Here is a 14,276-nt window from a genome sequence, read left to right as displayed (position 1 = left end):
TTTTCGCAATCTGTCTGGGACATCAGCTGATGGCTCTGGCTACCGGCGCAGATACCCACAAAATGAAATATGGACACAGAGGAGGAAACCATCCTGTTAAGGATATAGATTCAGGAAGAGTTTATATTTCATCCCAGAATCACGGATATATGGTAGATGGAGATACTATTAATCCGGATGTGGCAAAGGTTGCCTTTGTAAATGTAAGACAGTAGAAGGTTTAAGATATATTAATAAGAATATTTTTACGGTTCAGTTCCATCCGGAAGCATGTCCGGGACCACAGGATTCGGATACACTTTTTGATGAATTTATCAATATGATGGAGGTGAGAAAAAATGCCTAGAGATACCAGAATAAAGAAAGTATTAGTTATTGGCTCAGGTCCTATTGTTATAGGTCAGGCAGCAGAATTTGATTACGCCGGAACACAGGCATGCCGTTCTTTAAAAGAAGAAGGCATTGAATTTGATCCTCGTGCAGTCGAGTTATTAGTGAAGTTCACGCATGCTAAGCTTGATTTAATGTATCAAGAACTAGATAAAATCTTTTTATATTTTTTAGATGATGCGACCTCTAAATATTTATCTGTTGACTTAATTCATCTGCTAGTTCCAAGACAGTTAGAGGATAACATATTCTTACTAACAGATGCTTTGATGCAACAAAAAGTAAAAGATGCTTATCTTATTTACCAGGACTTACTCACGCAAAATGAGGAACCCTTTAAAATTTTAATTATGATCGCGAATCAATTCCGCTTAATGTCACAGGTTATTCAGCTAAGTCGTCAAGGATACCGTGAAGCAGAAGTGGCTAAAACATTAAATGTACATCCCTATCGTGTTAAATTAATTCACGGACAATCTCATCGTTTTGAGTTAGACTTAATTCAAAGTTATTTATACCAATTAGCTCAAATTGATTATAAGATTAAAACAGGTCTTTTAAAAAAGGAATTAGCACTTGAAATGTTTATTCTCAATTTAAAATCACGATATTAGCAAGACTTTTCATAAGTTTTGCTTTTTTTTTGCCATAAATAACAAAGGATATTGTTCGTCAAGCCGTCCAAACTATAAGAGATTTCGACAAAACAACTTTATTTATGTCTCTTTTGAAAGTGCTTTTGAAAAATTTTCATAAAATGATATCATTTTTCGATACATTATTCCTTTTTTGTTGTATAATAATCGAGTATGAATTTTTTAATCTAGCCAGATAGAGGTGCAAAGCATGAATATTAAAAATATTGCCATTATTGCCCACGTTGATCATGGTAAAACGACTTTAGTCGATCAATTACTTCGCCAAGCGGGAACATTCCGTGAAAATGAAGCAGTTGCTGATCGCGTGATGGATTCAAATGATATCGAACGTGAACGTGGAATTACGATTTTAGCGAAAAATACTGCGATTGATTATAAAGATTATCGTATTAACATTTTAGATACACCAGGACATGCTGACTTTGCAGGGGAAGTTGAGCGTATCATGAACATGGTAGATGGTGTTTTATTAGTTGTTGATGCTTACGAAGGAACAATGCCTCAAACTCGTTTCGTCTTAAAGAAAGCATTAGAACAAAAATTAACACCAATCGTTGTGGTTAATAAAATTGACCGTCCTGCTGCTCGTCCAGAGGAAGTAGTCGATGAAGTGTTAGAATTATTCATTGAATTAGGGGCAGATGATGATCAATTAGAATTCCCAGTTGTTTACTGTTCAGCTTTAAACGGAACAGCAAGCTTAAGTTCAGATCCTGCGGATCAAGAAGAAAACATGGAATCTATTTTTGAATCTATTTTAGAAAACATTCCAGATCCAGGAATGGATCCAAACGGTACACTTCAATTCCAACCTGCTTTATTAGACTATAATGAATATGTAGGGCGTATTGGGGTAGGACGTGTTGTACGCGGAACGATTAATGTGAACCAAATGGTTTCAATTTGTCGTTTAGATGGAACAACTCAACAATTCCGTATCACGAAATTATTCGGATTCTTAGGATTAAAACGTATCGAAATTGAATCAGCAGAAGCTGGAGATATTGTAGCCATTGCTGGATTACCTGATATCAACGTAGGTGAGACGGTTTGTGAAATCGGTCATGAAGAAGCATTACCAATTTTACATATTGATGAACCAACGTTAAAAATGACATTCTCAACGAACTCATCTCCATTCTCAGGACAAGAAGGAAAACACGTCACAGCTTCTAAAATTGATGAGCGTTTATATAAAGAAATTCAACGTGATGTTTCATTATTAGTTGAACGTGTTGGAACGAAAGAAGAGTGGGTTGTTTCAGGTCGTGGAGAACTTCACTTATCAATCTTACTTGAAAATATGCGTCGTGAAGGATTCGAACTTGAAGTTTCAAAACCAGAAGTTATCATCCGTGAAATCGATGGTGTCTTATGCGAACCATATGAATATGTTCAAATTGAGTCACCTGAAGAGCATGTCGGAAGTGTGATTGAAGCCATGGGATACCGTAAAGGTCAATTACAAAATATGATTCATAATGAAAATGGACAAGTTCGTTTAATTTATGATGTACCATCACGTGCTTTAATTGGATTCATGACAGAATTCTTAACTTTAACAAAAGGTTACGGAATCATTAACCATACTTTCTCTGAATACCGTCCGATGGAAAAAGGTTCAGTCGGAGAACGTAAAAATGGGGCTTTAGTTTCAATGGAAAACGGAAAAGCAACAAACTACGGTTTAATGGGACTTGAAGATCGCGGAATCATGTTTATCGAACCAGGAGCTGCCGTATATGAAGGGATGATCGTGGGAGAAAACAACAAAGATTTAGATTTAGCCGTAAACGTAACGCGTGCAAAACAATTAACAAACTGTCGTTCAGCTGGTAAAGATAATACAGTGGTATTAAAGAAACCACGCTTAATTACACTCGAATACGCCTTAGAATATATTAACGAAGATGAATTAGTTGAGATTACCCCAACATCAGTTCGTCTACGTAAAAAAATCTTAGATACAAATGAGCGTAAAAAATACGACAAACGTAAACGTAATGCTGAGTAATGTTTCATTAAAAAAACGTCTAAGTGGCACTTTGCTACTGAGACGTTTTTTTATTTTTAGGGAAAACCATTTTTATTTAAATTTAAAAGACCCGAAAAAAATTCGGGTCTTTTAGGAGTTAAGGACGTGGACCTTTAGAAATAATGACGTTCATAATATCACCTTCACTTGCATTGTATCCTGCTTGACGATCCTGACTTGCAATGGTTCCATCAGGAGCATTTGAATAGTCATAAGTAAAGACACACGTTAATCCGCTATACTCGCAAGTTTGACGAGCATCATATTCAGATAATCCTGTTAAGGCAGGAACTGTTAAATGACCGCCAAGGTTAACAACGATTTGAATATTAGCACCTGTTTCAACACGGCGATCATAAAGAGATTGCGCAATAATTTTATTTTTCTCAGCTGAGTCAACATATTGATAGGTAATCGATGGCGTAATATTAGCACCTTTTAAATTTTGCTCATCTACCCATTCCATAAATGAAATTTCAGTATCTCCGATGAAATTTTTTACGCCTACTTTACCAAGTGATATTGTAATTGTGACTAAATCGCCTTTTTTAATCACTTCACCAGAAGAAATACTCGATTCGATAATCGTATTAGCTGCCACCGAGTTATGGTATTTTTCAGTCAACATTAAGTTTACTGTATTTGCAGTCGCCCAAGCCTTGATTTCTTCAATCGTCATTGAATTTAGACTTGGCACTGTAATACCAGGTCCTGTTGAAACTTCAACCGTTAGTGTTTCAGTTTTTGGATTAAATTCAATTTCTGGTTCAATGCTTTGAGTGATGATTTGGTTTTCTGGCACCGTATCATGCGCCACTTTCTCATATACGACGGTTACGTTGTTTTTTTGAGCCCATGCTTTGACATCATCTTCTGTTTTAGTTTTTAAATCAATCATGCTCATCATAAAAGGTGAACCTGTTGAAACATAAAACGTTACTTTTGTCTTACGTTTAATTTCGGTTAGGTCTTTATCTAAATCCGATTTAATAAAGTGATTTTTTTCAATGGTTTCATCTGCTAAATTTTTAATGGTCGCATTCATTAAATTATTTTCATCAATCCAGTTCATTAATTCGTCGGTTGTCCATGTTTCATCAAAATCTGGAAGTGTCACGATGACTTCAGGATCGATTCCAAGAGACATCACCAACGTCATCTCGCCCCCTTTTTTTACTTTCTTACCGGGTGCGATATTTTGTGAAATAAGTGTTCCTTTTTCAAACTCGTGATTATATTCTTCGACATATAACATCGTCATGTTATTTTTGGTTCCCCATGTCGCAATTTGCGAAGGCGTATAGGCTGAGAAATCAGGAACCTCTACCTTATTCCCAAAGATAAGATAGAAAATAACAGATAAAACGGCAACGGCACCTGTTATTAAGGCAATGATTTGATTTCTTTTTTTATTAGGATTAATAAAACGTTCATATTTTTCATCTGTTTTAATTGAAACACCGGGTCCTTTTGGTGAATTTACTTCAACTTTTTCTGGTTCTGATTTGACCGTTTGACGTAAATCTACTTCAATTTTGGGTGTTGGTGTTGATTTGACGGGTTGTTGCGTAAATGCTTTTTCATAAGGTTTTGATTCAAGAGGTGTTTCTTTTGGTAATTCATTGTTTAAAAATTGATTAAAAAAATCATTATTTTTCTGACTCATACTTTCCTCCTATAACACGTTACCTACCTAAATTAGTTAATTTTCTCCTTAAAATGTTTAAATATCCTTTAATTAGAATACAATCATTATACTCTGTTTAAAAATACCATGTCAATTTGTTAAAGCTTGAACTTTCTTAAGATTTATTAACATTTTAATTAATTCGTTTATTAAACAATTTAATTTCGGAGACACTAAGTAAAGTGGCACACATTTAGGCAAATATCGATAAAACTGTGAAAATAAGTATATTTTTATCTAGTTAAGATATTGACAAACTATTGATTAATTATATAATAGAATAGGTTTATTATTAGTAAACAAATAGTTTATTTATTTAGTCGAAAAGTTGAGGTGTTGCCATGATAATCGGAGAAAAAATTAGGCGTTTACGAATGGAACTTCAGTTAACACAAGAAGAATTAGCTGATCGTACCGAATTAACAAAAGGATATATCTCACAGGTAGAACGTGATTTAGCTTCACCATCGATTGCAACCCTTGTTGATATATTAGAAGCACTAGGAACAACTCTTGGTGAGTTTTTTGCTGAAGAAAAAAATGATCAGAAAGTTGTTTTTCAACGTGAAGATGTATTTATAAAAGAAGAGTTAGATTATAATATGACCATTCGCTGGATTATTCCAAATGCTCAAAAGAATGAAATGGAGCCGATCATTGTGGATTTAGAACCAGGTGGAATGTCATATGATGATGAGCCTCACCATGGTGAGGAATTTGGTTATGTGTTAAAAGGAGAAGTTGAGCTTGTCCTGGGAACTAAACGATATAAAGTGAAAAAAGGCGAGAGTTTTTATTATAAAGCAGATGTTGACCACAAGTTAAAGAACAGTTCAAAAGCACCTGCATCTGTACTTTGGGTCGCGACGCCACCAACTTTCTAGTTATTTTGAGGAGGATCTGGTATGACAAAAGTGCCATTAGTTGAGATTAAAAATTTAACAAAAGAATACGATGGGGACATTATTTTAAAAGGAATCGATTTAACGATTCATCAAAATGAATTTGTTACCTTATTAGGACCATCTGGTTGCGGTAAAACAACCCTTCTTCGTATTATTGGTGGATTTGATACACCGACATCGGGTGAGGTAAAGTTTGATGGAAAAGACCTTATTCAAATTCCATCTTATAAACGTGAAATTAATACAGTTTTCCAAAAATATGCGTTATTTCCGCACTTAAACGTGTTCGATAACATCGCATTTGGATTAAGAATGAAAAAAGTGCCAGAGTCTGAAGTTAAAGAACGTGTAAACCGTATGTTGAAAATGGTTAAACTTTTTGATTATGCTAATCGTCGTATCGATTCATTATCTGGAGGACAACAACAACGTATTGCGATTGCTCGTGCCTTAGTTAATCGTCCAAAAGTTCTTTTACTTGATGAACCATTAGGAGCGCTTGACTTAAAATTACGACAAGACATGCAATATGAATTAAAAGAAATCCAACGTGAAATGGGAATTACGTTTATTTTTGTTACTCATGATCAAGAAGAAGCCTTAACGATGTCGGATACCATTGTTGTCTTAAATGATGGATTAATTCAACAAATTGGAACACCAGTTGATATTTACAATGAGCCACGTAATCGTTTTGTTGCAAACTTCATTGGAGAAAGTAACATTGTCCGCGGAGTGATGCTTGAAGATTACAAAGTTGAATTTGAAAATCATGTTTTTGAATGTGTCGATCGAGGATACAATGCAAATGAAGTAGTTGATATCGTCATTCGTCCTGAGGATTTACAAATTGTTTCAAAAGATAAGGGAGCCTTTACAGGAGTTGTAGATACGGTCATCTTCAAAGGGGTTCATTATGAAATTATTGTGATGGTCGAGGGGCGCGAATATATTGTACATAGTACACAAAGTGCAGAAGTCGGGGCAGAAGTTGGGATGACAGTTGCTCCAGCTGATATTCATGTCATGGAAGTTGGGGTATAGCTCATGCATGAATCAACAAAACGTTTAAGTTATCCTTATATTGTGTGGATTTCAATCATGATCATCATCCCAATGATTTTGATTTTCTTATATAGTATCATTGATCCAAGTGATGGAAATCCAATGGCCTTCAGATTTACGCTTGAAAATTATGTTAAATTCTTTAATCCAATCTATATTGCAACTCTTGGGCGTTCGTTATGGATCGCCTTTGTTTCGACATTATTATGTTTTATGTTTGGGTATCCACTAGCTTGGATTATTGCTCAATTATCTCCCAAACGACAATCTTCTATTTTACTATTATTTATTATGCCAATGTGGATTAACATGTTATTACGTACGTATGCATGGATCTCAATTCTTGGAAAAAATGGTATTTTGAATAATATTTTAGATTTCTTCGGAATTGCGCCCGTGGACATTATGTATTCTGATTTTTCAATTATGTTAGGGATGGTTTATAACTTCTTGCCGTTTATGGTGTTACCAATTCATACGGCTATCTCTAAAGTAGATAAGAACTTGATTGATGCGGCCCGTGATTTAGGAGCTAATAGCAAACAAGTCTTTACCCGTGTCGTATTTCCGTTAACATTACCAGGGATTATTACAGGAATTATCATGGTCTTCTTACCGGCTGTGAGTACGTTCGTCATTCCACAGTTACTTGGTGGTGGACAATTTATGATGATTGGGAACTTAATTGAAAAACAATTCTTATTAACAGGTAATTGGTACTTTGGATCAGCTTTATCCATGATTCTGATGCTCTTTATCTTACTTTCAATCTGGTTGATGAAAAAATTCGATTCAGATGGACAAGCAGGAGGTGCCTTACCATGGTAAATAAGTGGTTATCAAGATGTTACTTAGCTTTAATGTTCCTTTTCTTATATGCACCGATTGGCGTTCTTATTTTATTCTCGTTTAACGAATCAAAATCGAGCGGAAAGTGGACTGGATTTTCACTTCAATGGTATCAAGAGTTGTTCCAAGATAGCAAAATGCAAACAGCCGTCTTATATACCGTGGTTGTGGCCGTTATTGCCACAGCTATTTCGGTTGTCGTTGGAACCTTTACCTCGATTGGAATTTATAAACTAACAAAGAAAACGAAAGCCTTTGTTTTAAATATTAACTATTTGCCAGTTATTAGTCCAGATATCGTGATTGCGGTTGCCTTAATGATGCTCTTTAAAACCGTTAAATTAAACTTTGGATTTACGACCATGCTACTTGCTCATATCATGTTCTGTATTCCTTACGTTGTTTTATCTGTTTTACCTCGTCTTTATGCGATGAATCCGAATATGGCTGAAGCGGCAATGGATTTAGGTGCTACACCGATGCAAGCGATTCGTAAAGTCGTTATTCCAGAGATTATGCCAGGAATTATGGCAGGAGCCTTAATGGCCTTTACGATGTCGATTGATGACTTTGTGATTAGTTACTTTACAGCTGGAAATGGTGCGACAAACTTATCCATTGAAGTTTATTCAATGGCAAAACGAGGAATTCGTCCGACTGTTAATGCTTTAGCGACTATTATGGTAAGTTTTGTATTAATTTCAGTTTTAATTTCAAATAATCTTTCAATTAGAAAGAAAAAGGAGGTGTAGGAATCTCATGAAAAATTGGTTGAAGCTTTTGGGTCTTTCCCTTGTTGCCATGTTAGCGGCTTGTTCGAGTGGTGATACACAAAAACTTTATGTTTACAACGTGGGAGAATATATTGATCCTGAGGTATTAGATATTTTTGAATCTGAATTTAATTGTAAAGTGTATTATGAATTATATGATTCAAATGAAACGATGTATCAAAAGATTAAAGCGGGGGGAACAAACTATGACGTAGCCTTCCCATCGGATTATATGGTAGAAAAAATGATCAAAGAAAATCTTGTTCTACCACTTGATTACAGCAAAATTCCAAATTTTGAATATATTTCAGATGCGTATAAAAATTTACCTTATGATCCTGATAATTTGTATACAGTTCCTTATTTCTGGGGAACCGTTGGAATTTTATATGATAAAACCGTTGTTAAAGAACCTGTCGATTCTTGGTCAATTTTGTGGGATGAAGATTATAAAGGGAATATCTTTATGTATGATAGTCAACGTGACTCATTAATGGTCGCTTTAAAATTATTAGGTTACTCAATGAATACTCAAAATATTGATGAATTAGAACAAGCGAAGCAACTTTTAATCGATCAACGTCCGCTTGTTTATGCCTATGTTACAGATCAAGTCATTGATAATATGATTGCAGGAAATGCAGCATTAGCGGTTGTCTATTCAGGTGATGCGACCTATATCATGGATGAAAATGAAAACATGGAATATGCCATTCCAAAAGAAGGATCAAATACATGGGTGGATGCCATGGTTATTCCATCAACAGCTCAAAATGTTGATTTAGCCCATGAGTTTATTAATTTTATGCAACGTCCAGAGATTGCCTTAATGAATACAGAGTATGTCATGTATTCTACACCTAATACTGAAACATTAGAGATGGTTTCAGAAGAGGAGTGGACACAAAATGATGCATACAGTCCCTCACAAGATTTATTAGACTTCTTACCGATGGAAACCTTTAGAGATCCAGGGGAGTTTGTTAGAGAGTATGATGATATTTGGACACAAGTTTTAGCAGCTTCAAAATAAAAAAAAGCACTCGATTAGTTTAATCGAGTGCTTTTTTTTGGTAAAGAGAGAAGAGAATGCTGTTAATCATTTTACGGATTTAAAATAGGATTACATATAGCCGCACGTAAATCTTTAAATGACATCTATCTGCACGGATGCTGATATGATTATGAGTTTGACTTGCTAGGAAAAATTTTGACTATTCGATTAAATGAAACGAAGTAAGGTGTTGAAGTTGAGACATTCAAAATCACTGTCTAGGGGAGATTAGGGACTATGCTATTTAAAGGCTCCTAATTGACTGTGAAGGAGGTGTTCATCTTCAAGACGTTAATCTTGTAAACTACGTTGTTTTAGTATTGAATTGATAACCACTGCTAGTGATTGGGAATGGTTAATTGAAGGATTACGTTCCAATGACCAGTCGGTGTTTGGGATACTTGACCGTATTGCGTTAGAGATGGTGAGTTTTAACCAGTCAGTGGTAAGACGACAATAGTAGTCTTTCATTGGACGATTGAAATGATGTTCCTTAATCCTGTACACATTAGAGGGGCGATAATCTATGTGATTCAAGTTAGTCAGTTAAATGACGATGCTGGTGTTAATTTTATGGGAACTCTAATCCCATCAGGGATCAACTTCTTTGTCGATTCTCAAGAACAAGCCACTTTGACTTTTTTAAATAAAATTTTAGCTGCTTTTGTTCTTTAGTCTTATTTTTTCAAGTTTTTATAGGATGGTATAGGCGGGTTAATCCAATGAAGGAGGTGCCTGAATGGAACATAAGCAGATGGTCAGCTTGTGTATGAGTGTTAAAATAAAGAATCGTATTGGTGAAGAGATTTAGATCGTTTAATCGGGATTGACATTGAGAGTAGAGTGATTTCGATAACGATGAAATTGATACGTTTAAAAATCATTCTATTTCAAATTTTTTTAACAACGATAAGAAAAAGATGGGGGGGGGAGTCTGTTGATTGATTAAATTTGAATGAAGCATCTAAGTTTTATTGTAAGGGATTCATTTAATTCTGTTATGTGTTTTCGTTGTATGATAAAATAAAAGTAATTAGGTGAAAAATTTAGGGGGATTAACTTCATGAACGAACAGAAAAATAAATTGTCTTTTGAGGCATCCTACACATTAGATGTGATTGGATTACTAGACTTACTTTTTTCAGGTGAAATTGATGAGGATACGGAGTTCGTTCGTTACTTAGAAGAGCAATTAAGTGAAAATTGTGAGGGATTATTAAATAAAGTGCGCAACACTTTACCAAAGGGAGAATCAATTGGAAGCACCTTAATTCCTTTAATTGCAACGGATTCAGAATTTAATGATCTTCGTTTGTCAGAACTGTTACAAAGTCCAAAGTATCTAGTCACTCAATTAAAAAAACAAACGATAAAAAAAAATCTTTCTAAAGCTTATCAAAAGTTTTTAAATAAAGATGTAGAGAAGGTTTTTGAACAATTAGGCCTCGTTATTGCGGAACTTGAGCGATGTAAATTCAAGAACTTTTGGTTAGAAAATCGTTTGCCATTGATTAATGAACAAATAAAACGTTATGATAAAGAGTGCCAGCCATTAAACGTGATTGAAACGTTAAATCAATCACTCACGCCACAGCATATTGAGCGACGCAATGTATATGTGGTGAGTTTTGAATTACTAGATTTAAAGTCGATTCAACTGTTTAATGAAGATGTTGTCGTTTCGATTAAACGCTCAACTAAACAGGTGTTAGAATGCTTGACAGAACAATTATTACAACCCATTTCGATTCATAGGCAATTAAGAGCGCGTGTCCGAGCGTTAAAGCATGATCAAATGCTTTTAAATGCTTTAAAGCATGTGAAAGAGGAATATAAGGATTTAGGTTCTTATTTAGAAGCTAATGTGAAACTAGCGTATCAAATGTATTTAAACACTCAACTTCATCTTTGTGATCAACCTTATCAATATTTAGGACGCTATCAATTTGGGACATACAAACTTTCGACCTTGTTTTATCATTATATGCAGACTCATCCGAAAATAAGTTCTCAATCTATCTCTGATTATTTAGTAGAAGTTGTTGAACAAGTAGAGGTTGATCAGTTTGATCAACGCTATCTGACAATTATGAGCCACATATTATAAGGAGGGGCAAAGATGCCATCACCGATTGTGCACTTGAATGTTATCCAAAACGTTTCAAAACGTTTATCGATTCCCATGACATCTGATTTGTTGCTTGGTTCAATTAGTCCTGATGCCATTCATATGAGGCCGAATCAAACGTGGGCAGATAAGGCGGTCACACATTTTTATGACATAGCAGATGACGATTATGTTGAGGCGATTTTACAAGCGAAACAAATAATTACAGGCGTGACTCAAGACTTTAAACTTGGATATTTAATTCATTTATATACAGATTACCTATGGCGTGAAATTATTTATGCTCCTTATTTTCATGCTCGAAAAGAAAGGATGGAACGCTTAGAGTTGCATGCCCTTTATTACCGTGATATGCAACGAATCGATGATTTATTAAAAGGACAGGTCTTACCCTTATCGGCTGATTTAAAACAAGCCATTGCAATGCCGGTCTGTCCCTTGTTAAGTCGGGATGAGGTTGAACAATGGCGCCTTAAAGTTTTAAAGCAAGATTTAGAAAAAGATAAGCAAGGTGACACGGAACTTGAAGCCTTTTATATGACTGATATTTTGTTGTTTATTGAAAGGTGTTGTCAGCAGATCGTGACTTATTTTCATCTCTTTGAAGACTAGCAACCAAGTTGCTAGTTTTTTCTTTCGCTTGACTAAAAAAATATCCTCGTAATACAATAAACAAAGCAACCTAAGAATCGGAGGAAAAAACGTTGAATAAATATGATGTACTTATCGTAGGGGCAGGACCAGCCGGTCTTTTTACAGCTATTATGTGTGCTGAAAAAAAACAGCGCATTGCCATTCTTGAAAAAAATAAATCGTGTGGGCGTAAATTATTAATGGCGGGTGCAGGGAAATGTAATATTACACAAGCGGGTGACATTCATCACTTTTTAGAGTGTTATGGACCTAATGCAAAATTTTTAAAACATGCCCTCCTTTCATTTCAAAATGAAGACTTACTAGCTTTCTTTAGAAAACGTGGCTTAGAATTTATGACAACCGAAAAGGGAAAGATTTTTCCAAAATCACAAAAATCGATGGATGTCTTACAAGTTTTATTAAAAGAATGTCACAAACGTCACATTGACATCATCACTGAAACGGCTGTACAGTCAATCGAAAAAGTAGATGATCTTTTTACTGTGAAAACCAATCAAGTGTCATATGAAGCCCAAAAAGTTGTGATTGCAACAGGAGGACTGAGTTATCCTCATACTGGGTCAACAGGAGATGGACAAGTCATAGCAAAGTCATTCGGACATAAAATTATCCCAATGAAGCCTGCTTTAACGCCCTTAAAAATTAAAAATTACGAACTTGTGGATATGTCGGGAACGTCATTTGAAGACTTATCATATACACTTTGGCGTGGCGGAAAAAAAATAGGCGCTTATCACGGGGACTTTTTATTAACACATACTGGTGTTTCAGGCCCTGGAATTATCAATCATTCACGCTATATGCAAGCTGGTGATGTTATTAAATGTAACTTCGTTGGAGCTGAGTCGATTGAAGCATTTAGAAGTCAATTAACAAAAAAATTAGCAGCGGGTGGAAAAACACTTGTCAAAACGATTGTACGTGATTTAAATCTGACGAAACGCTTTGCTGATAAGGTACTTGAACTATGTCACATCAGTGATGACTTAAAGTGTGCTGAAATTAGTAAGGTGACACGCCAAAAATTATTAACGATATTAACGGAATACGAAATGGAAGTTAAAGAGCTTGGAGGCTATCATGTGGCCATGGTCACGACAGGCGGTGTTTCGATTAAAGAAATTAAATCCAAAACGATGGAGTCTAAAAAAGTTGAGAATCTATACTTTGTGGGAGAAGTATTAGACATTGATGGCGATACAGGTGGATATAATATCCAAGCAGCGTTTTCAATGGGATACATTGCGTCTTTAGCAATTAATGCTTAAAACTTACAATAGTCGAAGTTTGTATTTTCTTGACATCACATAATCAGACCGATATACTAGTGAGTGTTGATTTTTACCTTTTTCGAAGGGAGAGTTTAGAAATGAATCAAAGACTATCAATTAAAACGGTCGTTGCGATTGGGATTGGAGCTGCCATTTTTGTCGTTTTATCGCGTTTTGCCTCATTACCAACCGGAATTCCAAATACAAACTTTGAAACAGCTTATGCTGTCTTAGCTTTAATTGCATTATTATATGGTTCAATGGCTGGGTTAGCAACAGGGCTTATTGGTCACTTTTTAAAAGATATTCTAATTTGGGGAAGTCCATGGTTTAGTTGGATTATTGCCTCAGGAATGATTGGACTTGTGATTGGATTACTAGCCAAACGAATTGACATGGAAGATGGTATCTTTGGCAAACGAGAAATCATTATCTTTAACCTAGCTCAAATCGCGGCAAATATCGTCGGATGGTTTATTGTAGCACCGATGCTTGACGTATTGATTTATGCTGAACCGTCAGATAAAGTTTATCTTCAAGGAGCGGTTGCGGGATCGTTTAACATGATTACGATTGGAATTTTAGGTTCTTTATTAGTTGGGGCTTATGCAAAAACACGTACCCCAAAGGGAAGTTTAAAACCTGAATATTAATCCTTAGTTAAAAAGCATCTGAAGAAGCGTTATCAGATGCTTTTTTTACATAAAAAACATTGTCGAAGTTTGTCTGTTTTATAAAATTTGTGTTATAATATTGAAGTTAAATAAAAATCGAGATTAGGTGAATTAAAAAGAATGATAACA

The 14,276-nt window shown here is 35.1% G+C and carries 13 protein-coding genes and 1 pseudogene; 13 read left to right on the top strand and 1 reads right to left on the bottom strand.

Features of this window, described 5'->3' with window-relative positions:
* The 3 genes and pseudogenes from QWC74_RS14850 to typA form a co-directional block, all read left to right on the top strand.
* A pseudogene (locus QWC74_RS14850) lies at window positions 1-346 on the top strand (carbamoyl phosphate synthase small subunit); the annotation flags it as partial.
* A 148-nt stretch (window positions 347-494) separates the two neighbouring features.
* Window positions 495-1,004: a DNA polymerase III subunit delta gene (holA, locus tag QWC74_RS10615; protein ID WP_370454897.1), complete on the top strand. Its 510-nt coding sequence runs from the start codon at window positions 495-497 to the stop codon at window positions 1,002-1,004.
* Window positions 1,005-1,236: 232 nt separating this feature from the next.
* Complete coding sequence (gene typA, locus QWC74_RS10610) at window positions 1,237-3,063, top strand: translational GTPase TypA (RefSeq protein WP_006783182.1); 1,827 nt, start codon at window positions 1,237-1,239, stop codon at window positions 3,061-3,063.
* A gap of 118 nt (window positions 3,064-3,181) precedes the next feature.
* On the opposite strand, the gene QWC74_RS10605 is transcribed toward typA, so the two are convergent.
* Window positions 3,182-4,750 (bottom strand): PASTA domain-containing protein, encoded by a 1,569-nt coding sequence (locus QWC74_RS10605; RefSeq protein WP_006783181.1) that lies wholly within the window; start codon window positions 4,748-4,750, stop codon window positions 3,182-3,184.
* Between the two features lie 362 nt (window positions 4,751-5,112).
* Between QWC74_RS10605 and QWC74_RS10600 the strand changes: the two genes are divergently transcribed.
* From QWC74_RS10600 to QWC74_RS10555, 10 genes are all read left to right on the top strand, one after another.
* Window positions 5,113-5,655 (top strand): helix-turn-helix domain-containing protein, encoded by a 543-nt coding sequence (locus tag QWC74_RS10600; protein WP_006783180.1) that lies wholly within the window; start codon window positions 5,113-5,115, stop codon window positions 5,653-5,655.
* A gap of 21 nt (window positions 5,656-5,676) precedes the next feature.
* On the top strand, window positions 5,677-6,720 hold the full coding sequence (potA, locus tag QWC74_RS10595; RefSeq protein ID WP_006783179.1) for a spermidine/putrescine ABC transporter ATP-binding protein: 1,044 nt from the start codon (window positions 5,677-5,679) through the stop codon (window positions 6,718-6,720).
* 3 nt (window positions 6,721-6,723) lie between these two features.
* The gene (locus QWC74_RS10590; RefSeq protein WP_006783178.1) at window positions 6,724-7,569 is read left to right on the top strand and encodes an ABC transporter permease; all 846 of its coding nucleotides are present in this window, start codon (window positions 6,724-6,726) and stop codon (window positions 7,567-7,569) included.
* Window positions 7,563-8,342: an ABC transporter permease gene (locus tag QWC74_RS10585; protein ID WP_006783177.1), complete on the top strand. Its 780-nt coding sequence runs from the start codon at window positions 7,563-7,565 to the stop codon at window positions 8,340-8,342. Before QWC74_RS10590 ends, QWC74_RS10585 begins: the two co-directional genes overlap by 7 nt.
* A gap of 7 nt (window positions 8,343-8,349) precedes the next feature.
* A complete protein-coding gene (locus QWC74_RS10580; RefSeq protein WP_006783176.1) occupies window positions 8,350-9,396 on the top strand; it encodes an ABC transporter substrate-binding protein in 1,047 nt (348 codons plus the stop codon).
* Between the two features lie 549 nt (window positions 9,397-9,945).
* Entirely contained in the window at window positions 9,946-10,092 is a 147-nt protein-coding gene (locus QWC74_RS10575; RefSeq protein WP_006784729.1) for a hypothetical protein, read from the top strand.
* 388 nt (window positions 10,093-10,480) lie between these two features.
* Window positions 10,481-11,524 carry a hypothetical protein gene (locus tag QWC74_RS10570; RefSeq protein WP_006784728.1) on the top strand — a complete coding sequence of 348 codons (1,044 nt, stop codon included), beginning with the start codon at window positions 10,481-10,483 and terminating at the stop codon, window positions 11,522-11,524.
* 12 nt (window positions 11,525-11,536) lie between these two features.
* The gene (locus tag QWC74_RS10565; protein ID WP_006784727.1) at window positions 11,537-12,157 is read left to right on the top strand and encodes a zinc dependent phospholipase C family protein; all 621 of its coding nucleotides are present in this window, start codon (window positions 11,537-11,539) and stop codon (window positions 12,155-12,157) included.
* A gap of 92 nt (window positions 12,158-12,249) precedes the next feature.
* Window positions 12,250-13,470 (top strand): NAD(P)/FAD-dependent oxidoreductase, encoded by a 1,221-nt coding sequence (locus QWC74_RS10560; RefSeq protein ID WP_006784726.1) that lies wholly within the window; start codon window positions 12,250-12,252, stop codon window positions 13,468-13,470.
* Between the two features lie 101 nt (window positions 13,471-13,571).
* Complete coding sequence (locus QWC74_RS10555) at window positions 13,572-14,126, top strand: ECF-type riboflavin transporter substrate-binding protein (RefSeq protein ID WP_155222820.1); 555 nt, start codon at window positions 13,572-13,574, stop codon at window positions 14,124-14,126.
* Window positions 14,127-14,276 lie beyond the last annotated feature (150 nt).

It is taken from the genome of uncultured Turicibacter sp., from assembly GCF_938044715.1.
In the GTDB taxonomy this organism is placed as follows: Bacteria; Bacillota_I; Bacilli_A; order MOL361; family Turicibacteraceae; genus Turicibacter; species Turicibacter sanguinis.
Note: the sequence above shows the minus strand (reverse complement) of the source record. Positions and strands in the feature narration are given on the sequence as shown.

What these genes read in the sequence shown, in the direction of transcription:
- typA (WP_006783182.1), top strand. Translation starts at nt 1,237, where the DNA reads ATGAATATTAAAAATATTGCCATTATTGCCCACGTTGATCATGGTAAA.
- QWC74_RS10605 (WP_006783181.1), bottom strand. Translation starts at nt 4,750, where the DNA reads ATGAGTCAGAAAAATAATGATTTTTTTAATCAATTTTTAAACAATGAA.
- QWC74_RS10600 (WP_006783180.1), top strand. Translation starts at nt 5,113, where the DNA reads ATGATAATCGGAGAAAAAATTAGGCGTTTACGAATGGAACTTCAGTTA.
- potA (WP_006783179.1), top strand. Translation starts at nt 5,677, where the DNA reads ATGACAAAAGTGCCATTAGTTGAGATTAAAAATTTAACAAAAGAATAC.
- QWC74_RS10590 (WP_006783178.1), top strand. Translation starts at nt 6,724, where the DNA reads ATGCATGAATCAACAAAACGTTTAAGTTATCCTTATATTGTGTGGATT.
- QWC74_RS10585 (WP_006783177.1), top strand. Translation starts at nt 7,563, where the DNA reads ATGGTAAATAAGTGGTTATCAAGATGTTACTTAGCTTTAATGTTCCTT.
- QWC74_RS10580 (WP_006783176.1), top strand. Translation starts at nt 8,350, where the DNA reads ATGAAAAATTGGTTGAAGCTTTTGGGTCTTTCCCTTGTTGCCATGTTA.
- QWC74_RS10570 (WP_006784728.1), top strand. Translation starts at nt 10,481, where the DNA reads ATGAACGAACAGAAAAATAAATTGTCTTTTGAGGCATCCTACACATTA.
- QWC74_RS10565 (WP_006784727.1), top strand. Translation starts at nt 11,537, where the DNA reads ATGCCATCACCGATTGTGCACTTGAATGTTATCCAAAACGTTTCAAAA.
- QWC74_RS10555 (WP_155222820.1), top strand. Translation starts at nt 13,572, where the DNA reads ATGAATCAAAGACTATCAATTAAAACGGTCGTTGCGATTGGGATTGGA.